Source organism: Psychrobacter sp. FDAARGOS_221, from assembly GCF_002313155.2.
Lineage (GTDB): Bacteria > Pseudomonadota > Gammaproteobacteria > Pseudomonadales > Moraxellaceae > Psychrobacter.
Window position 1 is genome coordinate 650,862 of sequence record NZ_NWFK02000001.1, and the last position, 24,649, is coordinate 675,510.

General features: G+C 41.3%; 20 protein-coding genes. 7 read left to right on the top strand and 13 right to left on the bottom strand.

Annotation, left to right across the window (positions count from 1 at the left end; translation table 11 throughout):
- Positions 1-89: 89 nt before the first annotated feature.
- Entirely contained in the window at positions 90-467 is a 378-nt protein-coding gene (locus tag A6J60_RS02725; protein ID WP_096064635.1) for a hypothetical protein, read from the top strand.
- Positions 468-808: 341 nt separating this feature from the next.
- Positions 809-1,684, top strand: coding sequence for a YwqG family protein (locus tag A6J60_RS02730; protein ID WP_096064636.1), 876 nt, complete (start codon positions 809-811; stop codon positions 1,682-1,684).
- 96 nt (positions 1,685-1,780) lie between these two features.
- Here A6J60_RS02730 and A6J60_RS02735 read toward each other — a convergent pair whose 3' ends face one another.
- The 3 genes from A6J60_RS02735 to A6J60_RS02745 form a co-directional block, all read right to left on the bottom strand.
- Positions 1,781-3,127: a TRAP transporter large permease gene (locus A6J60_RS02735; protein ID WP_096064637.1), complete on the bottom strand. Its 1,347-nt coding sequence runs from the start codon at positions 3,125-3,127 to the stop codon at positions 1,781-1,783.
- Positions 3,124-3,660: a TRAP transporter small permease subunit gene (locus A6J60_RS02740; protein ID WP_096064638.1), complete on the bottom strand. Its 537-nt coding sequence runs from the start codon at positions 3,658-3,660 to the stop codon at positions 3,124-3,126. The genes A6J60_RS02735 and A6J60_RS02740 overlap by 4 nt, the downstream gene beginning before the upstream one ends.
- A gap of 100 nt (positions 3,661-3,760) precedes the next feature.
- Positions 3,761-4,858 (bottom strand): TRAP transporter substrate-binding protein, encoded by a 1,098-nt coding sequence (locus A6J60_RS02745; protein WP_096064639.1) that lies wholly within the window; start codon positions 4,856-4,858, stop codon positions 3,761-3,763.
- A 765-nt stretch (positions 4,859-5,623) separates the two neighbouring features.
- On the opposite strand from A6J60_RS02745, the gene A6J60_RS02750 reads away from it, so the two are divergent.
- The 3 genes from A6J60_RS02750 (at position 5,624) to yfaE (ending at position 8,621) form a co-directional block, all read left to right on the top strand.
- Complete coding sequence (locus A6J60_RS02750) at positions 5,624-6,967, top strand: hypothetical protein (protein ID WP_096064640.1); 1,344 nt, start codon at positions 5,624-5,626, stop codon at positions 6,965-6,967.
- A gap of 216 nt (positions 6,968-7,183) precedes the next feature.
- Positions 7,184-8,317, top strand: coding sequence for a class Ia ribonucleoside-diphosphate reductase subunit beta (gene nrdB, locus A6J60_RS02755; protein ID WP_096064641.1), 1,134 nt, complete (start codon positions 7,184-7,186; stop codon positions 8,315-8,317).
- A 46-nt stretch (positions 8,318-8,363) separates the two neighbouring features.
- Positions 8,364-8,621, top strand: a complete 258-nt coding sequence (gene yfaE, locus A6J60_RS02760) for a class I ribonucleotide reductase maintenance protein YfaE (RefSeq protein ID WP_096064642.1) — start codon at positions 8,364-8,366, stop codon at positions 8,619-8,621.
- Between the two features lie 157 nt (positions 8,622-8,778).
- Here yfaE and A6J60_RS02765 read toward each other — a convergent pair whose 3' ends face one another.
- Positions 8,779-10,125 carry a S1C family serine protease gene (locus tag A6J60_RS02765; protein ID WP_096064643.1) on the bottom strand — a complete coding sequence of 449 codons (1,347 nt, stop codon included), beginning with the start codon at positions 10,123-10,125 and terminating at the stop codon, positions 8,779-8,781.
- Positions 10,126-10,440: 315 nt separating this feature from the next.
- On the opposite strand from A6J60_RS02765, the gene A6J60_RS02770 reads away from it, so the two are divergent.
- Entirely contained in the window at positions 10,441-11,208 is a 768-nt protein-coding gene (locus tag A6J60_RS02770; protein ID WP_096064644.1) for a Nif3-like dinuclear metal center hexameric protein, read from the top strand.
- Between the two features lie 1,574 nt (positions 11,209-12,782).
- Positions 12,783-14,102, top strand: coding sequence for a transglycosylase SLT domain-containing protein (locus A6J60_RS02775; protein WP_096064645.1), 1,320 nt, complete (start codon positions 12,783-12,785; stop codon positions 14,100-14,102).
- Between the two features lie 293 nt (positions 14,103-14,395).
- On the opposite strand, the gene A6J60_RS02780 is transcribed toward A6J60_RS02775, so the two are convergent.
- The 9 genes from A6J60_RS02780 to A6J60_RS02820 form a co-directional block, all read right to left on the bottom strand.
- Complete coding sequence (locus A6J60_RS02780) at positions 14,396-15,019, bottom strand: hypothetical protein (protein WP_096064224.1); 624 nt, start codon at positions 15,017-15,019, stop codon at positions 14,396-14,398.
- Complete coding sequence (locus tag A6J60_RS02785) at positions 15,019-15,327, bottom strand: hypothetical protein (protein WP_096064223.1); 309 nt, start codon at positions 15,325-15,327, stop codon at positions 15,019-15,021. Before A6J60_RS02785 ends, A6J60_RS02780 begins: the two co-directional genes overlap by 1 nt.
- Before the next feature lie 9 nt (positions 15,328-15,336).
- Positions 15,337-21,087 carry a phage tail protein gene (locus A6J60_RS02790; protein WP_096064646.1) on the bottom strand — a complete coding sequence of 1,917 codons (5,751 nt, stop codon included), beginning with the start codon at positions 21,085-21,087 and terminating at the stop codon, positions 15,337-15,339.
- Entirely contained in the window at positions 21,087-21,797 is a 711-nt protein-coding gene (locus tag A6J60_RS02795; RefSeq protein WP_096064221.1) for a tail assembly protein, read from the bottom strand. The genes A6J60_RS02790 and A6J60_RS02795 overlap by 1 nt, the downstream gene beginning before the upstream one ends.
- On the bottom strand, positions 21,797-22,507 hold the full coding sequence (locus tag A6J60_RS02800) for a C40 family peptidase (RefSeq protein ID WP_096064220.1): 711 nt from the start codon (positions 22,505-22,507) through the stop codon (positions 21,797-21,799). The genes A6J60_RS02795 and A6J60_RS02800 overlap by 1 nt, the downstream gene beginning before the upstream one ends.
- Positions 22,504-23,205, bottom strand: a complete 702-nt coding sequence (locus A6J60_RS02805; protein WP_096064219.1) for a phage minor tail protein L — start codon at positions 23,203-23,205, stop codon at positions 22,504-22,506. The genes A6J60_RS02800 and A6J60_RS02805 overlap by 4 nt, the downstream gene beginning before the upstream one ends.
- Positions 23,202-23,552 (bottom strand): hypothetical protein, encoded by a 351-nt coding sequence (locus A6J60_RS02810; protein WP_096064218.1) that lies wholly within the window; start codon positions 23,550-23,552, stop codon positions 23,202-23,204. Before A6J60_RS02810 ends, A6J60_RS02805 begins: the two co-directional genes overlap by 4 nt.
- A 39-nt stretch (positions 23,553-23,591) precedes the next feature.
- Positions 23,592-23,921 (bottom strand): phage tail protein, encoded by a 330-nt coding sequence (locus A6J60_RS02815; RefSeq protein ID WP_096064647.1) that lies wholly within the window; start codon positions 23,919-23,921, stop codon positions 23,592-23,594.
- Between the two features lie 122 nt (positions 23,922-24,043).
- Positions 24,044-24,631, bottom strand: coding sequence for a hypothetical protein (locus A6J60_RS02820; RefSeq protein ID WP_096064648.1), 588 nt, complete (start codon positions 24,629-24,631; stop codon positions 24,044-24,046).
- Positions 24,632-24,649: the final 18 nt, after the last annotated feature.

Consider the following 24,649-nt stretch of genomic DNA (forward strand, 5'->3'; position numbering starts at 1 on the left):
TACGGTTTTTTCAGCATAGCTCAGAAATAAGTAAATAATGAGTTAAGTAAAATTTATATTGTATGACTATTCATTCAAAGGAGTTTAGTATGGGTTGGTTTACCTCTAGAAAATCTAAAAAAATAGAAGCCGAAAAATTAGCACTTATCAACTATATTGCTAATATAATACTCCTTTATAAAAATGATAAAAACTTGACCTGGTTTGATATTCATAGAAACTTAAATATGATTTTATCAACTGTAGGGTTAATTCTTGCAGATGAGAACCCTCAATATCATTCAGATTACTCAAATATTGCGCGAAAAGCAGCAACCGAAGGGATGGATAGTGTTCTTATGTTTATATTATGTTCTGTCACGATAGAGTTTGGAGAGGGTGCATATGAAGATTTCGTTAAACTATCTGCGACTATAGATTCAATTTTATTAGATAAGGGTTTTCCAGATTTTATTATTAATTATTAAGCTTATATCATCTTAATGGATGAATGCATATATGTGACAATATAGACTAGGATGCGTTAGTCACCTTGCCCATTATTTTATCTCAACTCTACTGGTCTAAGATCACAGCCTAATCCAAAAATTTTAGCATCAGCGTAGATTGTGTGGAGTTCACGACACCCAGTAACTTAGTCAAAATTTGTTTTGTTTCCTACTCCTCACTAACAAACTCTCTACTAACTAGAAAACTCAAAACAAACTCCCCCTCCCTACAAGATATAAACTCGAGTTAGATATAATGCACTCAAGGTTATCCCTAGCAGTACGCTAACTTAAAAAGAGTTTTGAGCTGAAGTTTAAGTATGACGATAGATCACTCCCAATTACCGCAGTCACTATCAGAGGTCATAGAAGCCAGTCAAACCTCGATGGTTAGAATCAAACTTGATAATGCCAGTGATGCGCTCTCATTGACCGATAGTAAAATAGGCGGCTTAGGCTATTTACCAGAAGATAAGGCCTATCCTTATACCGATGCAGGTAATCCGCTGTCATTATTAATTCAAATAAACTTTGAGCAACTTGCCGATAATATTGATGTCGGTCAGTTAGCACACCCACTGCCTACGTCTGGCATCTTGCAGATTTATATTGATGCAACCGATGATGTATACGGTGCTGACTATGATAACCCTACTCCAAGCGATGCGTATCAAGTTCGCTTCTGGAAAGATATCAGCGCACCAGTAAATACTCAGGCTCTCAGAGAAGCAAAACTCGCCATACAGGGATATATCAGTGATGACGAATACTACCCGCCTTTTGATGTTCATCAAGAGATTGCGCTTAAGTTTGTGCCTCAGACACAAAGCTGTAGTCCCAGCTGCATAGATTTTAGTTACTATCTAAAGACTATCGATGACTCTGCCCAAGAAACTGAATTTTTCGATTATCTAGAGTCATTAGGCATAGAAGATATTGACGATATTCACGATGTGTACAACGAGATAGCTAACGCTCAAGGTCATCAACTGCTCGGATACCCCTACTTTACTCAAACTGATCCACGCACTTTTGATGACGCCATACAACAGCATATCCTTTTGCTGCAGATTGACACTGATGATGACTTTAATATCAGCTGGGGAGACTGCGGTGTCGCACACTTCTTTATCACACCAAAGGCACTGGCAAACGAAGACTTTAGTGGACTGATTTATCATTGGGATTGTTATTAACGCTAAAACCAAAGAGGGTCTGTTGAATGTTCAACAGACCCTCTTTTTATATCAAAACCATGTATCAAAGCCATATATCAAAACTATGATGTCCTATCAGAGCAACGGGGATAGGCCGAATACCGATGGGAAGACAGCAATTAACATCAACACAAATACTTGGATTCCAATGAAAGGTAATACCCCTTTATAGATCTGTGTTGTTTGTACCTCTGGCGGTGCGACCCCCTTCAGGTAAAATAGCGAGAAACCAAACGGCGGTGTTAAGAATGACGTTTGCAGATTCATTGCGATTAAAATAGCAAACCATAATGGGCTAATGCCTAATATCTCAGATACAGGTAATAAAATTGGCACAATGATGTAGGCAATTTCAACAAAATCAATGAAGAACCCTAAGATAAAGATGGCAAGCATGGTAAAGATAATAAAGCTCCATCTTCCATTACCTGGCAAGTTCAGCATAAACTGCTCAACCAACTCTTCACCACCGGTGTAGTTAAACACCATAGAGAATGCAGTTGCACCAATTAGAATCGCAAATACCATTGAGGTAATTTTAACCGACTCTTGAGCGGCCTCTTTGACCATTGAGAATGAGAACTTACGATATAAAGCACCTAGTACTAAGGCGCCCACACAGCCTACAGCAGACGATTCAGTCGCGGTTGCCATACCTGAGAAAATAGAACCTAACACTAAGATGATAAGGGTTAATGGCGGAATAATATTTTTTAAGGCTTCAAATACCAATGCTTTTCTACTAGTAACCCCAAGCTCGCTTGCAGGTATCGCAGGCGCAGCGCCTTTGACAAAGTAAGCAAAAATTAAAATATACACCACATAGAGACCGACCAGTAATAAGCCAGGGCCAACAGCCGCTTTAAACAAATCACCGACCGGCACCTGAAACACATCGCCTAAGATAATCAGTACAATTGATGGCGGGATGATTTGACCAAGTGTCCCTGAGGCACAAATGGTACCGCACGCAAGCTCTGGGCTATATTTGTGTCTTAGCATAATGGGCAGTGAGATAACCCCCATCGACACCACTGACGCACCAACAATACCGGTAGACGCTGCTAATAAAGAGCCCACTAATACGGTTGAGATAGCCAGACCGCCACGGATTTCACCAAACAGCTTGGCCATTGACTCAAGCAGCTTTTCTGCAAGCCCTGTTTTTTGCAAAATGACGCCCATGAAAATAAACATAGGCACTGCCATCAAAATCGTATTGGTCATGATCGACATAATACGAAATGGCATAAAATCAAACATATCTATCGCTGAGGCAAACCCCTCACCGAGATTAAAATCGGTTTCGACAAGACCTGCTAAAATAGCAAATCCAAATGCCACCGCCGCGAAAGTAAACGCTACAGGGTACCCCATTAGCAACATCACCAATGCGGTAAAAAACATGATAATACCAATCATGACTGTTCTCCCTTGAGCGTATTCTGTCCAGACTTATACTCTTGTAAAATGTTTATCTGCTTAACAATAAATCCGATAGCAGAAATAATTAGGAATAAAAAGCTCAAAGGAATCAGTGATTTTATTATCCAGCGATGGGTTAAACCGCCAGGATTACCACTGGCTTCAGCCGATTGATAGGACTCTATAACATAGTCTATCGAGCCATAACCGATAACGATGGCAACAGGAATGATAAACAGCAGCGTCCCTATAATATTAATAAAGGCTTGCTTGGTAACACTCAAATTGTCATAAAACACATCTACTCTGACGTGCCCATCTTGCTGCAGCGTATATGACATACCCAACATAATGATGATAGAAAATAAATGCCACTCTAACTCTTGAAAGCCAATACTGCCGATGTTAAAGAAATATCGCATCACCACATCATAAAAGACATTGACGATCATTAACACCAAAACGATAGATGTTAATCCCCCTATTGCCGTACCAAAGGCATCGAATGCTTTTTCGATTTTTTTAAGCATAGCTCCTTTATCCTTTTTGTTAATCATTAAAAAAACACCAAAAATGCAACTCTACATTTTTGGTGTTATTGTATTTTTGCAGTATTGAGGACGATTAAATTTACTGATTATCTTTAATATATTGATAATCTGCTAATTTGCCCCAGTTACGCGCCTTAGTTTGGTACGCTTGTTGAGACTCGATAATCTCTTTCATCATCGGGCTTTCATTAACCATATCACCAACCAATCGATCATTAATTGCTTTCAGCTCATTCAATACAGCAGGCGGCATGGTTTTAATCTGCACATTTGGTGCTTCCGTCTTCATTTGCGCTAAGAACTCAGCATTCATATGCTGTGTTCTCACTGACATATCATCGGCAGACACACGCATCGCAGTTTTAAGGATTTGCTGTAAATCTGCTGGCAATTTGTCGTAAGCTTTATCGTTCACTAAATAGTGAAGCTCAGCACCTGGCTCATGCCAACCGGTATAGTAATAAGGAGCGATTTTGTGAAAGCCCATCTTAATATCCATTGAAGGACCAACCCACTCTAGCGCATCAATAGTGCCGCGATCTAGTGCGGTGTATAGCTCGCCACCTGGAATGGTAGTCGGAACGGCACCGGTTTCAGCGATAACTTCGCCAGCGAAACCAGGAATACGCATTTTTAGACCTTTAAAGTCATCAACGGTATTGATTTCTTTTTTAAACCAGCCGCCCATCTGCATACCGGTATTACCGCCTGGGAATGCAACGATGTTATGTGGCTTAAATACTTTTTGCATCAGCTCAAGACCACCGCCATAATACATCCAGCCTTGCTGCTCTGTTGATGTCATACCAAACGGCATGGCGGTGAAAGGTATAGTGGCTAAATCTTTGCCTTTATAGTAATAAGTAGCGGTGTGACCCATATCGTATTGACCAGATTTAACTAAATCTAGAATACCTAATGGTGATTTGTGTTTGTTAGAAGGATCGACTTGAATTTTAAGACGACCATTTGACATCTCTTCAGCCATTTTGGCCATGTTTTGCGAGGCATCGATAAATGGCGTTAATGTTGGGCCCCATGTGGCCGCTAACTTAAGCTTATATACTTTATCTGATTGTCCTGAATCGGCACTTCCTGAACCTGCTGTTTCAGAGTTTGAACCACATGCCGTCACTAATAATGTAGTGGCGACCACCAATGTTATTTTCTTTAACAAGATACTGCTCCTTTTTTTATAAAATCCTTAAATACTTTCTTACAGTCTTGTTACAATATTAATAAACACGATAACAAAAACTTACTTATTAGTTGAGTATACACCTATTTTATAAAACTAAAAGTCAAATTTTTCAAAAACATTTCACAATACAACTATTAAGTTAAGATTTTCTATGTTTCAAATATCACTCTGATGACGTTTATTACTGTGTTTATTCAACTTTTTAGAGTATTTTGTGGCTAAAACCATCTTCAATAATTTATTATCTACCCCCTAAGGTCTATCATTTATTAACGAGTAATATATTAAAATAAGTGATACGCTTAAATAAATGACAGACCTTAACTGCCTATAGAGCAATTAAGTGACCTATGAAGCACTTAAGTAAAAGTCATGTATTAATAATAAATTAGTTTGTAAATATGGCTCACTAAAAACCAAATAGACAAAGAACGAAATGGCGATAAAATGATGGGTCAGGTAAAATAGGCAGACATTTTTAGCGAACTGCTAATATATTGCTAGTGCTAACTCGCTGCTGCTACTTATCAGCTCTGCCGTCTTAATTGTTACAAGTCGCTGCGTTTATTGCATTATTTGTGTTTATTGCTATGATGTCAGGTCTACCCTAATATCTCCTACTTAATCGGCTAACTGAGTGACTTATTTATTAATTTATTGATACGGTCAATACTCGATAAACTCTCAATAAGCTCCTATCGCCAGTAATAGCGTTGACCTTATTAACAACCTTGGAAACACATGAATCGTATCCGCTTTACTCAGAGCCGTGGCCGTTATATTAGCGCTGTATCATCATTGATATGTTTATTAATAGTCAGTCAATCTGCTTATGCGAAACCAAATAAATCAATACTAAACCAAGCTAAGCAAAACGCACCTAAAGTCATTACATGTATTGATCGACAGAATTACTATGACAGTTTAGAAGAGCTGGAAATCAAATTTGAAAGCTGTGCGCAACAGGTAACACTCTCATTGGATATCGACCGCAATGACGAGTTATCGTCAAGCTATTTTGATGCATTATATGAACATATATTCGAAGATGAAGGGTTTCAAAATACGATGGCATCGATCGCAGCACGTGAATCATTGCCTATTACCGATCCGTTGTATGATACCGATGACATAGGCCAAGCCTTAGAAGACAGCTTAGTTGGCACTTATAGCTTACCCACTGGTAGTCAATCTCCAGAAGGCGGTCCGGGCTTGGCGCTGCTGCCTAACCGAAAGTATGCTGTATATAGCTTTGGCTATGCTGCAGGCGGTGATTGGAGAATAGTAAAGGGTAAATATTTACACTTGATTCCTTATAGAGTGCCTCAACCATACTATGTATATGGTCGCCATAATAGTGACTTGGGACAGAAATCAAAAATAAGGTTTAACGGTGGCGATTTTAGTGATGCAACTCTGGTAAGCTTCAATGACAAGCCTGCCACACCCACTGAGCTACCTAAGCTAACACCGGTATTTAATGATGGCGCCAATTGTTTTAGTTGGCCCTATGAGGCCGTTTATCCTAATACCTATAAATTTTTAACACTGGCATATAATGCTGATTACAAAAATAAAGGTGATGACGCCATTACGACGTATACCTTTAATAATGAGCAAGGATTTAATCACTTTCATGCGCTCTCGTTTCGCAAAATGAGCGAGCGCAAAACGATGAAATTCATTATAAAAGACGGTGAGCTGTTTGCTTACTCATTTTCAGAATTAGAAAAGCTCTCTAAGTCTGAACTACCAGAGCCAGATACTGAAAATGCTCAGTTTTTCAAGTATATAAGTACCGAGTCAACGATAGCTGACTCATTATTTTACAACCCTGCTGGCAACGAAATACAGCAGTTTGATTTAGACCCTAATAATTATAGTTACGATGATAAGCTAAAGGCGCTGGTAGCCATCAATACCTGCTCGGATGAGAATTGCCCGCCAGCAGATGATTATCACAACTATGATATTTTTTATGAATACAAACGCTTAGACACCATCAGTCAAAATAAAAGCAAGTTTCAGTTACAACCAAAGCCTCTTATCTATAGCGTCTGTCAGGAAGCAGAAAGAATCGATTAGTAGCCAATGGTTCAGCACTAATCGTCTGAAAAACTGTTTATCTAAATTACAGCTAACAGCTGAATTCGGAGCACTAAGTCAACAGGCACTAAGTCAACATTAGTAATAAGAGCACAACGCAGAACCAATCAACACAATTAGCGCAACTGAAACCACTGACAATAAACAACACCCCTTTAACGACGACCATCACTTGAGAATACTAAGGTAAAAATCATGACTTATTCAATCTTTTGCCAAAATCCAAACGATCAGTTAAAAGAACCAATGTTCTTTGGTCAGCCGGTCAACGTAGCACGCTATGACCAGCAAAAGCATCCTATCTTTGAGCAGCTTATTGAAAAACAACTGTCGTTTTTCTGGCGTCCAGAAGAAGTCGATGTGTCAAAAGACCGCATCGATTATTCAAACCTATCTGCGCATGAGCAGCATATTTTTATCAGTAACCTAAAGTATCAAACCCTACTCGACTCTATTCAAGGGCGCAGTCCAAACGTGGTATTGCTGCCATTGGTATCTATTCCTGAGTTAGAGACCTGGATTGAAACCTGGTCATTCTCTGAGACCATCCACTCACGCAGTTATACCCACATCATTCGTAATATTGTCAACGACCCGTCTGTGGTATTTGACGACATTATGGAAAACGAACATATCTTACAGCGTGCTTCAGATATTGCCTTCTACTACGATGATCTGTATCAAAGCTCACAGCTATATAGCCTATTTGGCGAAGGCACGCATACAGTCAATGGCGAAGAAAAATATGTTGATCTTGCCAAGTTAAAAAAACAACTGTATCTGTGCTTAATGGCGGTCAACGTACTTGAAGCCATCCGCTTTTATGTATCATTTGCCTGCTCGTTTGCATTCGCTGAACGTAAGCTGATGGAAGGTAACGCCAAGATTATTAAATTAATTGCACGCGATGAAGCGCTACATTTAACCAGTACGCAACATATGATCAATATCATGGCATCAGGTAAAGATGATCCTGAAATGGCGCAAATTGCCAAAGATTGCTATGACGAAAGTATTGAGATCTTCCGTAAAGCTGCTGAGCAAGAAAAAGAATGGGCTGGCTATTTGTTTAAAGACGGCTCTATGATTGGTCTTAACAAAGATATCTTGTGTCAATACGTTGAGTACATTACCAACTTACGTATGGAAGCGGTTGGCCTGCCAGCCATCTTCCCTGAGTCAAGAACCAACCCAATCCCATGGATTAATACTTGGTTGTCTTCAGATAACGTTCAGGTTGCACCACAAGAGACAGAAATCAGCTCTTACTTAGTGGGACAAATCGATTCAGACTTATCTGACAGTGATTTCGACGACTTTGAACTATAAGGTAAATAGCTTTAATCATTAATATAAGAGGTAATCGTTAATTTCTATGACTTGGGTTTTTACCGCAAAAACACGCTTTTATTTGCACGATGATGAAAGCTTACTTGATGGATTATTGCGTACTGGGCATGATGTTAACTACCAATGTCGTGAGGGTTACTGTGGCAGCTGCCGAGTCACCCTCACCGCCTCCTCTTATCCGGTCACTTATGCTGAGCCGCCACTAGCAATGATTGAGGGTTCTGAAATACTGCCCTGTTGTTGTCAGGTCAAAGGGATGGTTCGACTTAAAGATGTTCATTAGTTAATATCTTTAAGATATAAATCGTATATGAATAAAAAGAACCGCCACTGAATCAGTGGCGGTTCTTTTATTAGGCTAGTTTATCAAGCTTGTGTATTTAGCATAATATTAAACCAATCAGCTTTAAACCAACCCGCTTTCTATGCGCTAACGACCATTACTCAAAATCAGGCTCTGATTCAGGTAAGACTGGATCAACGTCAGGTCTAGCACCATTTTCAAACAGCTCAATCAACTCTTCACGCATGCGCTCACGTTGCTCCTCTGTCAATGGGCTTGACCCTTCTGGTCTGTCAAACAAGCTGGCAGGATCATCATTAACAGCTGGGGCTGGCGTCAGTAATTCACTTTGGCTTGGACGCTCTGCTAGCGTAATGTTGATATTCATGTTTTTAGAATTGCGCTGTACTTGTACTGACAGCACTGTGTTTGGCATCTTGCGGGCCACATGCTGAATAAGACTATTGGCATCGGTCATTTCTACGCCATCGATAGATAAGATGACATCACCAATTTCTAGACCACTCTTAGCAGCCGGACTACCTGGGATAATATTACGCACTACAACCCCAGTAGAGTTATCAATCTTAGTTGGATCTCTTAGCTGTGATAATACTTCAATACCCAACCAACCACGGCTAACTTTACCGTCTTTAATGATGGCATTCATCACTTGCTCGACCAGTGCGGTCGGGATAGCAAAACCAATACCCATAGAGCCGCCTGAGCGTGAGAAGATAACGGTGTTAATACCGACCAATTCACCATAGGCATCAACTAACGCACCGCCTGAGTTGCCTGGGTTGATTGCCGCATCGGTTTGAATAAAGTCTTCAAACGTATTGACGCCTAAGCCGGTACGACCTGTTGCAGAGATGATACCTTGGGTCACAGTCTGGCCAACACCAAATGGGTTACCAATGGCAAGCGCCACATCACCTACTTCAATTGGGTTTTCTCTGAACGCCAAAGCCTCAAGACCCGTCATATCGACTTTGATCACTGCCAAGTCACTGTCAGGATCGGTACCTACCACTTTTGCCACTGCTTTACGCCCATCATTTAGAGCAACCACAATCTCATCGGCTCTAGCAATAACGTGCGCATTGGTGACGATGTAACCATCTTTTGATACGATAACACCCGAGCCTAAGTTGGTCTCTGAACCTGCTTGCGGTGCTTGACCATGAAACTCGTAAAAACGACGTAATACAGGGTCATTCATATAAGGATTCTGGGTAACAGTCTGAGTGGTATAAATATTTACCACAGAGCGTGCCGCACGGGCAACCGCAGTATGATAAGACACAACCGGCTCAGGCTTATCAGACAATCTGTCGCCATTAAGAGGAATAGACGTCGTTTCACTGCGTGGCGGCTGCCATGTGGCTTGTTGACTGGCTTTCTGGTCAATATAAACCCAAATAAATGCCGCTAATACCGCAAGCAATAATAGCCAGGGCAAAATTCTCCAGATTATATTTGATTTTGAAGATGCAGACATGTCACTCCTCGATAGTCTTAATGGCTAGATTGGTTTATGCTAGCGCAATGGGTATAGTGTAGGCGTCATAAAAGTTTAAAACGTCATTTTACAACTAAAAATAGTATTTAGTTTAACATTTGTTAACCGGTTACTGGTAAACCTCTCTCGCAAATTGCAGTTTAAATTGTTAAGTTCCTGTTACAACGCCCCCTAAAGCACATCTGTTTTATTGAACTTGCCCATGATAGATAGCATTTACAGCGTTAGATAGTTTAGAAAAAGCGCTAGATAAATCAGATGACTGACAACAGGTTAATTCATTAAGGATATATTATGAATCATACTCAGATTTCTCCAACAGCACTGGCTCAATGGTGTGATACCTATTTGCAAGCCAGTGAGTTTAGCGACTATTGTCCTAACGGGCTACAAGTCGATACCGATACCCCGATTGAGAATATTATCACTGGCGTCACCGCTAGCCAAAACCTAATCGATGCGGCTATAGAAGCCAACGCTGATGCTATCTTGGTGCATCATGGCTACTTTTGGAAAGGTGAACCCTCTCCACTAACTGGCATGAAAGGTAAGCGTATCCGTAGTCTAATGCAGAACAACATCTCACTTTTGGCATATCATTTACCATTAGATGCCCATCCTATTATCGGCAATAATGCGATATTGGCTGAGCAATTAGATCTTGAAATCACCGGCGCCCTCTACCCTCATGAGAAGCATCCGGTTGGTAATATTGCGAAATGCGATCCGATAACCATTCAAGATTTTATTACTAAAGTTAGTGACAAGTTACAGCGCATACCCACTCATATCAGTGCCGGTAATGACGTTATTACCCGTGTCGGTATATGTACTGGCGGCGCCCAAGATATGATTGAGCAAGCAGCGGCTATGGACTGTCAGCTCTATATATCAGGTGAGATATCTGAACGCACCACTCATGCCGCCAGAGAGCTTGGTATCGATTATTTAGCGTGTGGTCACCATGCCACTGAAAAAGGCGGTATTCAGGCATTAGGTGATTTGATTGAGCAGTCTTTAGGCTTATCTGTTCGCTTTATCGATGATCCAAATCCAGCTTAAGCTGCTGTCAGCATTATAAGCTTTTGCTAGCTTCAGTCTCTGATCCGCATTTGTTAGCTGCTATATCCTGTAGCAGCTAATTTATTTTGCGTATTTATTCTACGTGCCTCTTGCTTAACCTTTATCTCTTATATCGCTTACTCTAATTTTCTCTGTTATCTGCCTAGTTATTTAGTTATTAATCTGGTTATTTACTTGCCCGTCTAAACTTAGAACTGCCCTGTTTTAAGTTAAAGCACTAACTCAACAATTGTCGTTTAAAAATACTAAAGCTAAAGTTTGATTTAATCATATACCTATTTGAATAGTGTTATTTTATAATTAAACTATCAGGCTATTGCCATGTATTGATAGATAAACGTCATTAAAGATTAACGATGTTTAGGTAGGGTCTCATCGCCTAAAGCGTTTAGGTTTTAGCTCTAAAACGCCACTGATTAGTCCTACCCTAAATCTTGAAATTTTGGTTTGTAGCCCGCATATAGAAAATGTAACAAAACCTATAGCGAAATGAAACAGTGCTTACTAAATTAAGTGCCATAATAAAGGTTATCTTAACTTGGGCGATTTGTTTTGTTTCGCTTATTTTGTTTTGCAGCACACTGCACACTGCCAAATTTTACAAATCATCGCAAGTGCGGATTTTAATTGACTTAGGTTATTGATGTTTTATGGTCGCGCTTATTGAAATCTAACTATAAGCAAGCACTATGATTTAAGCTTATCGTACAAAACAGCTGTTTAAGTGTTCTGTACTAGCTTATTTAATACAAGCCATACGCAGCAGTATTATCGCTGCACCTATATAACCAGGTCCGTTAAGACTTTGCAGCTTTAAGGTATTAATCGATTTAAGTAGAGCTCAAATAGCGTTACCTGTGATTGTCATTAGTAAGTATTTTTTAGCTTCTAACAATTAATATTTCGCTTTAATAGCACCTTTATTAGATTAAAACCCGACAGCAACGCAGTTTAACGTTAACACTTAATAGCTATAAAAATAAAGATATCTGGTGTTACTGTTAACTGTCGCAAAGTAAAAAATAATATAAGGTAAATAACCGCTCGTATTTTTAACACGCCCCTTTTAATTAGCCAGCTGTTTATTAAGTGGTTAACAAAAATGACTGTGTTTAGATACCTGTTATTAGCAATACACTGTGAACCTTTACACCGTTTTAATGTGTGTTGCTAGAGCGCCTAATCATTGTTAATTAAACCGTTAAATGATTGGCGACGCTTTTTATCTTTATTGTTTTTAATTCGTCTTGCTAGCAGCACTTTTATTACCCACTAAGCAGCTGTATCGATTAGTGCTTAATAAACATTATTAACAGGCTATTATTTTATTTTTAGCTTTCATTTTATCCAGTCAGCGATACCCAGTATTTTGGTATTCGCTTATGCCATCAAAAACACGGCACAAAACTGGTTAAATAAATTGAAAATACAAGCAACATGAACCGCTTCGATTAATAATGATCCTGCTTGCTCATAGCTGTGGCTTAAGAGAGCTTAATACAATGGTGTATGACTCTCCACACAGTATGGATGATTAGACAAAGGAGACATCCATGCAACGCATGACCTATTGGTATAAAAGTAGCAAGGCATCACACACGCATCTTCCTATTGATAATCAACAGCTGGCTTATTGCCAGGACTGTCACCCTGTCAGAAAATCAGTCGTTAATACGCAAGGCTTTTATAAGCCACAGCCCAATAAAAATATTAATAAACCAGCACCGCGTCTAACTGACCTTAGCCTGTTAGATAAGCTAAATGCTTATCTTGATCGCGATACTAAGCACAAAAAGTGGACCAAAAATAAACTAATTGCCAGCATTACCTTGGCCTCTTTGTCTGTTATTGGTATTAGTAACTTTGCTTTTTCTGGTCCAGAACCAGAAGCCTATAGCACTGTAATGGCGACAAAAACCTTAACTCTTGCCTCTGTTGCTGGTGATAGCACCTTTTTCTCGACCGATGGTTTTCAGCATGGCTTTGGCTATGATATTGCGCGCTCTTACGCCAATGAGTTGGGTGTTACTCTACTGGTTAAAAACTTCGACAATGAGGTCGAAGCGCTACATGCAGTCAGTACAGGTGAAGCTGATATGGCATTAACCACGGCCAGTACCCAATTAATTGAGAAAAATGATGTCACAGCCATTAATATCAGCTGTGGCTTTGACAGCAGTCTAACTCAAAATGGTCTAAACCCAAGAACCAGTTGGAGCTTCCGCAGCAATCAAGATCAACTTGCGGTACAAGCCAGCCATTTCTTATGCCAAAATGGCCAGCTCATCAACACTGCAAATATTGCAAACTTTTATGATCAAACTTTGTTAAAAGATGACTATAACCGTAAACACTTTGAAAAAGTAATGGCCAATAACCTACCCTTATATCTGGCGTCTTTTCAAGAACAAGCGGAAAACTATGATCATGATTGGCAGCTACTCGTTGCCATGGGCTATCAAGAATCACAATTAGATGCCAATGCTGTCTCACCGACAGGTGTGAGAGGCTTAATGATGCTGACTAATAACACAGCCGAAGCCATGGGTGTCTCTAATCGTGTCGACCCCTATCAAAGTATTGGTGGCGGCGCCCGTTATCTAGAGCAGCTAAAAGAAAGATTTAGTGATATCCCAAATCCAGATAGAATCTGGTTTGCATTGGCTTCCTACAATATGGGCCCAAATGCGATTGCAAAAATTCAAGACAAATTATCGTTAGCTGGAAAGGATCCCAACAGCTGGGCCAACGTCTACAGCTATATGTTAGACAATGCTACTAGCAACTCACGCTACGTACAGTGTATGCACTACGTGACCAGTATCCGTAGCTATTTAGAGACCTTAAAGTCGCAGACTAATTTACTCACTTAAGGTATGACTTTTATAGGCCAAATCTTAGCTATGACCGAATTTAGATAATAAAAAAGAGCTCAATATTGAGCTCTTTTTTTGTCGCTAAGATAGGTGTAGCCGGTCGCTAAAAATGAGAATCGCAACCAGTCAAAATGAGAACAAAAAACCCAGTTAAAACGCCTTTTAAACGTTCCCATTTTAACTGGTTTTTATTGCTTTGTATTGTATATACTAACCTTGTTAAAGCATCTTTGAGGCTATTATAAATAGCATTTAAAGATGCTTTAATCGTCAGTCCAAGCTGTACTTATTTAAAAGTGGCTTGTGTCGATAACCAAAAAGTCGATTGCGGAGCTGGATTCAAAGTTTTCGAATGGGGGTGCGGTGGTTACTGCTTTTGTATACCAGCACAACTCTCCTTGTTCTATAGTCCATACCGTAGTAATAAAGTACGCGAGATTAGCAACACCTCCAAGTTGGATGATGAATGGTATTTTATTAGGGACAATTGCTAAGTTAGTAGTACCGTAATTACGTCTGCCGTGTCTTTGAGCATCAATCCCAGCATCAGCTTTGATATGATCAATAACATTCAGACTTGGGTAGCGACTACTAAATGTAATTACACCATCGCTGTCATATACTTCTAGCCCATACTCATTTTGTCGTGCCTGAGGCAACATATAATCAAATATATGCACTTTAGCACCTGTACTACCAGCTATCTGAATCAATCCGTCTGGTTTATTGGGATTGAAGAACAGGTGAGTAACACCGCTATCGTCATCTGCAACGGGTTGCAGTGCGTATATTTTACTTGGATCGATATAAGTAGCACTTGCTTGCTGTTGTATAATAGTTGATGTCAGTGACAGATCATAAGCTTGGTTTGCAGTCACTTGTAGTGATCCATCAGAGTTATACACCTCGAACATTAGTACACTCCAATAATTACTTTAGTTTTTGAAAAGTCTCTATATCGATAGTTAAGAGCTGTAAACGTAACCGTGCACTTAGTACTTTCGAACTGCACATTAACACTGACACCCACACTGCTTAGTACCATTAATGGCTTTATCATATAAAACGGCGTTTGCTCAGCGAGCAAGGGGTGTGTAAAACTAACAGTCCTTGTTATCTCTGACTGATTTATGCCTTGCACCTCTTTTAAAATTTTGAAAGTGGTAAATGACGTATCTAATACTTTTTTACCTTTCTCATCCCATACTTGTAACCCTTGCATCATTGCTCCTTAATTTAACTTGCCCAATCTGACACGTAACCGCCCAGCGCTGTCATAGACTTCGATTTTTTCATGCGTGGTTTTCAGTCCAGTCTTAGCTGTGCTACTTTGGATAGTCGTGTTGCCGTACTTATCAACAATAAAACGGTTGTTGATATTTAACTCACCGCCTTGTATTTTTGGTGCTGATAGTGTTTGATTGGCTTTGATGTGCTTACCCAAGATTGTGCCGTCTGCGATCAAATCGCCATTAAAGACCGCTTGGTTATTAAGCACAGTAAACATTGGCTTGACGACGCCATCACCCGCATCTCTGACAACGCCAAACTTATCAGCCATAACAATGACTTCGCTTTCTGCTGTTTGCTCATTTGCCATTGCCCCAACAGCAATGCCTGCGAGAGCTCGTTTACCGCCAGCAATGGCTTGTGTTTTGATGGTGTGAGTAGATTGGGCTTTGTCTTTGGTTACTGACGTTTGCTGTAAAGACGTGATCTTGCCTTCAGCGTTATCAATACGAGACAGCGCCTGACTATTAACAACAGTTTGAGCTTGGTCTTTAGATGCTTGAGTCTGCTTAAACTCATCAAGACTTGCTTTTGTACTGTTAATTTCTTCAGCAATGTCTTCTGGCGCTGGCGTCCAGTCTGTTGCTTTGTTGCCTTTTTCTAGCTTAATAGCACCGACACTGGCGTTGCTAACAAAAGCGGTACCAAAATTATGGTTATATACTTGCAGGTTTACAGCTGCACGAGACTCCAATGTGAATGTATGAGATAGCTTGACAGTATCCCCATCTACATAATCACTAGGCGCTCTAAAATAACCTATAGTATTTTTCCCATAAATTCTATACACCCTAAACTGACCCTCTGAGCCATTGTTAGCAAAACTAGCCAACAATGAGAACGTATAAGTACCTGGCTCAAGCCAAAATGCTTTTAGCAAGTCCTCTGACGTTTTATTAGAAAATGTGAGTGTTTGAAACTCACCATCTATATTTGGTGTATATTTATATCTTTCAGAAATCAGTAAGTTACGCCCACCAATCTCAATAGCGTCTGCATGAGCTTTAGCTGCTGACTCAGCTGCATCTGCCTTGGCTTTAGCGTCCGCCTTAGCAACAGCTAGTTTAGCATTGGCATCGTCAATAGCCCTTTGCTCTTCAGCACTTACGAGACCGTCAGCGTATGCTTTATCACTAACGCTCTTAGCATTAATTTGAGCGTTAGCGTATTCTTGAGCAGCAGACTTGGCCTCATCTGCCTTAGCTTTGGCATCTGCTTTGGCAGCATTGATTGCTTGCTGTTTAGCTGTATTCGCTGCACTTTGCCATTCACTCTGCAGCCCAGTACGTGCAAGGCTCACTACCTCAGACTTAGAGGCTTTGGTGCTTTGCAGATTGCTGATACTACTTTCGGCACTATTGATACGAGACAGTGCTTGGCTATTAACCACAGTCTGAGCTTGGTCTTTAGTCGCTTGAGTCTGCTTAAACTCATCAAGACTTGCTTTTGTACTGTTAATTTCTTCAGCAATGTCTTCTGGCGCTGGCGTCCAGTCTGTTGCTTTGTTGCCTTTTTCTAGCTTAATAGCACCGACACTGGCGTTGCTAACAAAAGCGGTACCAAAATTATGGTTATATACTTGCAGGTTTACAGCTGCACGAGACTCCAATGTGAATGTATGAGATAGCTTGACAGTATCCCCATCTACATAATCACTAGGCGCTCTAAAATAACCTATAGTATTTTTCCCATAAATTCTATACACCCTAAACTGACCCTCTGAGCCATTGTTAGCAAAACTAGCCAACAATGAGAACGTATAAGTACCTGGCTCAAGCCAAAATGCTTTTAGCAAGTCCTCTGACGTTTTATTAGAAAATGTGAGTGTTTGAAACTCACCATCTATATTTGGTGTATATTTATATCTTTCAGAAATCAGTAAGTTACGCCCACCAATCTCAATAGCGTCTGCATGAGCTTTAGCTGCTGACTCAGCTGCATCTGCCTTGGCTTTAGCGTCCGCCTTAGCAACAGCTAGTTTAGCATTGGCATCGTCAATAGCCCTTTGCTCTTCAGCACTTACGAGACCGTCAGCGTATGCTTTATCACTAACGCTCTTAGCATTAATTTGAGCGTTAGCGTATTCTTGAGCAGCAGACTTGGCCTCATCTGCCTTAGCTTTGGCATCTGCTTTGGCAGCATTGATTGCTTGCTGTTTAGCTGTATTCGCTGCACTTTGCCATTCACTCTGCAGCCCAGTACGTGCAAGGCTCACTACCTCAGACTTAGAGGCTTTGGTGCTTTGCAGATTGCTGATACTACTTTCGGCACTATTGATACGAGACAGTGCTTGGCTATTAACCACAGTCTGAGCTTGGTCTTTAGTCGCTTGAGTCTGTTTAAACTCATCAAGACTGGCTTTTGTGTTGTTGATTTCTTCAGCGACGTCTTCGGGTGCTGGTGTCCAGTCTGTAGCCTTGTTGCCTTTTTCTAGTTTTACTTTCTGAACAAACACATCTCCTAGACTGTCTATAATTAAGTTGGTATTGCCTTTACTGCTAATGACAAACGAATATGGTAAATACTCACTATCAGATTTTAGTGTTACATAACCAGTCCTTGAACCTCCTCCATATCTACATAATATAGAGCCATTGCCCCTGCACCAAACAGTAGCTATCAATGGAGTGCTAGCAATTACTCCTGTTTGGTAAATATCAGCACCTTTAGTTAACCGCATGGTGCCATCTTTTTCTAATGAAGAACCTGTCGATTGCTTGTACCAAAAATTTAAACCTTGATTAAACTCACTATTTCTTAATAAATTCCGACCACCTATCTCAATAGCGTCAATATCATCACGCCACTCGCTTTGTAGTCCGCTGCGTGCAAGGCTTGCTACTTCGGTCTTGCTGGCCTTTGTAGATTGCAGAGTGTTGATACTGCTTTCAGCAGAGCCAACTCTGCTTACCAACGTTTGACGAGCCTCAGCCTCAGCATTGTCACCCGCAATACGTGCTGTCCGTTCTACTTCCAAACCAGATGTTAAATTGCCTTGTTTAGCCGTCAATGTTGTTAACTGCTTAGCTTGAGCATCATTGACAGTCTCAACCGCACTAATTTGCGTGCCAAGCTGTTGAGCTTTAGCAGTCAAAGCGTCTGTTTGCTTTTTGTCTTGTGCTGCCAGTGCTTTCTGCCGTGCTGTGACTTCAGCTTGTATTGCATCAGCTCGCTTGGTCGCTTCTGCTTGCAATGCTTGAGCACGTTTAGTGGCTTCAGCGGCTACTTTATTATCAGCGTTAACATTGGCACTGTTAATAGCTTGGGTTTTAGCCGTATTAATATCAGTCTGTAAGCTATTAATTAATGCTTGCGATAACTCAGTTCGGGTGATTTTGCCGTTAATGCTTGCGACAATTTGCGATGTGTCACTACTGCACTGACCACTCACAGTTACCCAGTCGCCCATATTGCCCTGGTCATCGATTAAGCGTAACCAAAAGTAATGTGTTTCCGATAACTTAACGCCATTTTGAATAAATGTATCGGTGGGGTAAGACAAAGTAGCAACTTTGGTTGCAGTCGCTCTGTTATTGCTTAAGCTACGATATATCTCAATCTTGGCTTTATTAATAACCCTCGTTGGGTTGGTCCAATCCAGCTTAATCGCAAACAGCTCAGATGTTGCTTTTAGCCCTTTGATGTCATAGTCGATAGACCATGTCTTGATAACTGGCTCAGTCAGTTGCCCGTTTGCTGATTTACCACGGATTTCGGCTTTATACTCACCATTCGGTAAGCCTTTAAGTTTAATCTCGGCACTGTCTTGGCTGTAGCTGCGGTATAGCTCTCCGTCTTTATAGATTTTGATCAGATACTCAGTGGTGTTAGTGCCTTCCCACGCAATTAGTAATTCATCGCCATCTTTAGAGACACGGCCATAGCTAACTTGAGGCGTGTGTTTGGTCGCTGTATCATCTTGTTCAAAAGTTACACCTTTATCAACGATGGCTTCTTTGTTTTCATCGTGTTGTACGGCACTGATTGTGTAAGTGTCGCCATCTTCTTTAATGCTTAAAGCCCTAAATAAACGGGGTTTAACGTCTGTTTTAGCAGCACTAAATACACCTAATTGCTCGATGCCATTTGGGGTATCTGTAAGCGTGATTTTGGTATCATTTACTGATTGCACAGACACAGTTTTGCTATGGCCGTTAGCATAGTAGCGGATACTGCTGATATCAGTCATTGCACGGTCAACAGTGATTGTATTGCCAGTGACTGACAGCACACGCCCAGCGATCATATCGCCAGCGTAGTCATTGTCAGCGATTTCAATGATGTCAAACGGCAAATGGCGGATACCTTCACGACCGATCTTAAAATTAACCATTTGTTGCTCACGAATTGAGGTTTCAATGAGCCATTTACCGACACGGGCTGCTTGCCCACGGCTAGTACAACCAAAGGCGGTGACTTGTTTAACATTGAGTCCATAACGCTTGATTGCATCATCGTTTGCGACGTATTCGGTCTTTGTTGCGTAGTTGTCGGCTTTGTCGTTGTATTTGACATGCACAGCAGTAAATATGGTCTTTTGAGCTGCACCAGAGTATGCAAATGCACCGTCCACCACGTTAGCATTAGTGTAAGTGGCAACTGGGTCTTTTTTGGCGTCTTGCAGTGCCGTCACCATTTGACCATCCCACACAGCAATGCCACGGAACACGCTTGCTAAGTCATCAAGCAGTGCTTTGGCGTCTCGCGGCTCGCTTAGATACGCATTACAGGTAAAGCGGGGTTCTTCACCGCCAAAGCCGTCTGGTACAATCTGATCACAGTATTTAGCGATTTGATACAGTGACCATTTATCACAGCCAAAGTCGCCAAGACGGTCGCCCAAGCCGTAGCGTTTATCAGTCACTAAGTCATAAAACACCCACGCTGGATTATCACTCCAAGCGGTCTTAAATTCACCCGTCCAAATACCATCATACGTGCGTTTGATTGGGTCGTAATTGTCAGGTACTTTAATCTGTGTCCATTTGTTTAAATAAGTACGTTTTGGGATTTTGCCGCCAAATTGTGCAGAATCAATCTCAAGACCGACTACTACAGAATTTGGATAGCTAAATTTAGCATCGATTGACTCAACATAGCTTACCCAATGCGTAGCGTTGCTTGTACTGTCGCTAGTGCTGTCTGGTGTGTTGCGATGTACGCTGATATTAAATGGTGTATCGGGCAAATCAGTTAAAACAACATCTTGATGATATGCAGACGTAGTTTTACCTGTTATGGTAACTGGATAGCTTTTATTACCGCATCTGACGGTTAGTGATACAGAGCTACCGACACGGTCGCCATTGTTCTTCATCTCAACTAACGACCCCAGCGCCAATGTTACCCTGACGCTATCAACAAGCGGATCTGTGATGGTACGGGTAATTGGCTTATCTGCTTTTACTTCAGCACCGACGGATACGATTTTATCCGTGCTATCAAAGCCTGCTAGATAATCCTGATTATGGGTACCAGGTAGTGCAGACACACGGATACCCGTGAAGTTATAACTACCATCTTGGTTTTGGATTGGCGTATTGTCCAGATAGATGTTTTTAAAAGTCACATCTTGACCTGCCACGCCTTCACATAACAAATCTATGATTTTCAGCTTCTGTGCTGATTCTAGTGTGTTTGGTTGCTCGATGGGCGTATGTCCGCCGCCGCCACCTTTTCCGCCGCCACCCATTAATCTACCCTCACTATATAGTTAACTGCTCTCACAGAGTCATCATCTGCATCTAAGTTATAGTTATCAAACGCTGTTGGCACATGATAATCACGAGTTTGCACTAGCTGTGCCGCATCTTTTGCAACAACATCACCGCTCACTTTATAGCTCTCAATCGATTGTGAGATGACTTTACTGCCAATCATTATTTCGCCATATGCGACTGGCACACATGAGCCTTGAGCAGTATTATTACCTAGGCTACTAAACGATGATGAGCGTGATTTATTGGTATTACTCGTATCGCCAAAGCTGGGCTGCTTTGTCAGCATCTGGGCGACACCGCCCAATACCATGCCAATACCAGCAGTTAATAGCCCTGTCGATAAGGCACCCCATGCTGCAATCGATGCACCACCTGTGAAAAAGGCCGCACCAATCATTGCCGTGCCTAAGATAATCTGACCAAACTTACCGGCCCCCGCAATTTCTGGTACAACATGGATCACATCGTTATCCGTTAAATCACGGCTAAAGTCAGTGCCTATCGTATTATCTGTCACATCTTTGCGAGCAACACGCACAAAATAACCGCCCTCGCTAATACGCCTTTGCAGCCCGTCTATTTGAGTAAATAAAGCACGCATGGCTTCACCCGCTGTTTTAACCTTTAAGTCAAAGCGGGTGCCAAAATCAGTCAAGTCGCCATATAGTCTTACGATTGCCATTATCTTGTTGCCTCTAAATCATTGAGTATTGCCGTCATCATGTCTGGTTGCCAGTCTTTATGACGCCATACGCTGTGCATCTGCTTGTGCCAGACGTCACAAAACCCCTCACGCCGTGATAGTCCGCCGTATGGGTGGTGTAGTACTTGCTCATTACCCAGATAGATGCTTGCGTGGTTTGCGTTGCCACGGATTGACGTTAAGATGACATCACCAGCTTGCATCTCAGCCAATTCAACTTGGTAAAATCCAGTACGTGGAAAGTTAACAATAAAAGCGTTATCCGCTATTTCTTGGGCTTCGCCTTTGCGTTTATAAGCCATTAGCTCAATACCGCACAGAATATAAGCATCTTCAACAAGCGAGTAACAATCATGTTTGCCATATTCAAAGATGCGACCACGTAACAGAGGGGAGTAACGATATTTGATTAACTCCCAGTTATCAGAGCCATTAACAGCAATCCACCAATCACAGCGCATCTTATGCTGGGCTTTACGGTCTGCATCGCTCAAATAACGCTGACCTTGCGGGTGCGAATGCACGACTACATCAGCAGGCTGCCACTCATCGTGACTAATCCTAAAGGTCTCTATGGGTTTGTCTGCGACGTTGTCACATGGGATATAAACAGCGTCAACAATAAGACCACAGCACTCATTGGGCAGGGCTTGCTTTGCATGGTCAATTATTTGCTGCTCTAACGTCATAACTTATCGACTCCAACAAAGCCACCAAACGGCAGTACCGCTTTACGGCCAAACCTTGCACGGCAACCTTGTAGACACTTACTGCATTTGTCTTTATCAGGGTCATTGGTAGGCTGATCAAACTCATCAGCGACAGGATGACCCGTATAACCACAGCCATCGCCACGATACGTCCAGCCACACGTATTGGCGACAATGATACGGCGTGGCAACATAGCGCCGTCAGTTTCGCTAGGTACTGCCAACTCAAAGGTGGCTGATTGATTATTTAACGCTGAATAACGCTCAATGACATAGCGAGACACTAATTGTTGATTAGGATCAGCGTTTGGGTTGCCGTTGGCAAAATTAGCTGCGTCTAAATGCTGGGCATAGACTTGACGTCTTGTAACCACTGCACCAACACCACCTTGGTAATCTTCAACGACAGCAGTTACCAAGCCATATAGATTAGACAGCGTGACATTAGGGCGATTGCTTGCACCCGTATTTTTAAGCTCAAATCCGTCAGCAGTGATGGGATATGGCAGATAAGTGACGCCTTGCCAGACGATCGGCTGACCAAGCTCATTGGTCTGATTGCAAAAGTGATAGACGTCGCCACCAAACTTGGTAAAGTCGATATCAAACAGCTCAAGCAGTACGTCTTGCTCAAGCTGAGTGATTGCTTTATTTTGCTCTGGTGTTAACTCTCTCATGCTTCTGTGTCTACTTGCTCAGCATCAGACTCAAAGCCAAGTTCAATGCTTAAAACATCATCTACAAAGGTCAGCACAAATGCATTGACGTTTTTATTTTGATAAGAAAAAGTCTTAATTTGTTGATCAGCCCATGCAGTAATTTCAGCTTGTAGTTTCGAGAAACGACCAGGACGCACATTATTTTCACTGGTCGTAACTAAAAAATCTTTGTATTCGTTATCAAAATCAATACTGACTTGAGCTGTATCTTCTTTATCCCAAGCTTCTTTCGCATAATGAAAGCTCATCAAGACTGATAGTTCGTCAAGAGTGACCGTTTTAGTTGTGTTTGTAGATTCGCTCATAGTTTGCTCCGTTTGGATTGGTTGGGGGTGTGATTGTTATTACGCTAGTACTTGTTGCATCGTCCAATTCAGCGTCCATTTACTGCCACCCTGTGGGCTGCGTGATATATCTTTGGCTATGTATTTACGCAAAGGCTCATCACTTGTGACACGCCATAAAAACGGCGTTACTGTGTGTGCATCAAGGAAGGCTTTGATCTCATCAATAGTGGCTTTATTGCCAACTTTGCTTGCTTGCCAATGCTCTAAACGTGGTGCAAGACCTTTGGGCTGACGTTGGGCATAGCCGTCACCGAATTGCACAATCACGACATCGTTGTCAGTGCTACCTACGGGTTGTATGCCAATGTCATAAGTAAATGTTTTCATGTTACTTAGATTAGCAGGGTGGTCGCTTACAGGTCATTAAAGTGATTTACTGATTTTTAGGCATTAAAAACCCCCTTTAACGGTTGGTTAAAGGGGGTTTAAGAGATAGTTATCACTGTTTATTAGTTACAGTTTGCCTCACCGATGGTTTCCCATTTATCTGAGCTAACAAGCTTATCAATATCAATAATTCTTACAATAACAACTTGTTTAACGTTGAAGTCTGATTTAAGCACTTCGCAAGCATACTCTGCATATCCGTCACGATTACCACTGTCATTATGCATACCCAACTTTAATGTGTCATAAGGGAATAATGCATCAAGAACATTTGGCTCATCGTTACCCTTAAAATACTCAATGATTTCGGCTTTTTTTGCATCAGACAGTTTGCCGTCATCCGCTTTTTTTTCTTTCAGCTTTACAGTCTCAGCCTCTTTAGCTTCTTTTTCTACTTTGGCAGGTGGTGTTACTGTTTTGGTGTCTTCAACGGGTGCAACCTCTGTTGGTGTCATGTCAGGTTCTGGCTCTACTGATACTTGCTCAGGTGCCTCTTCAGGCGTTTCTGTTTCTGTAGCCGTCATTTCTACTGGTGTCGCCTCTACCGTTTTATCTTCTGGGCTTTCAGTAGTATCTTCACCTGCAAAAAAGCCAATTATTAGGATAAATAGTAAAAATAAACCAAAACCAATTAGGATTTTCTTAATCATAACTCAACCTTATCTGTG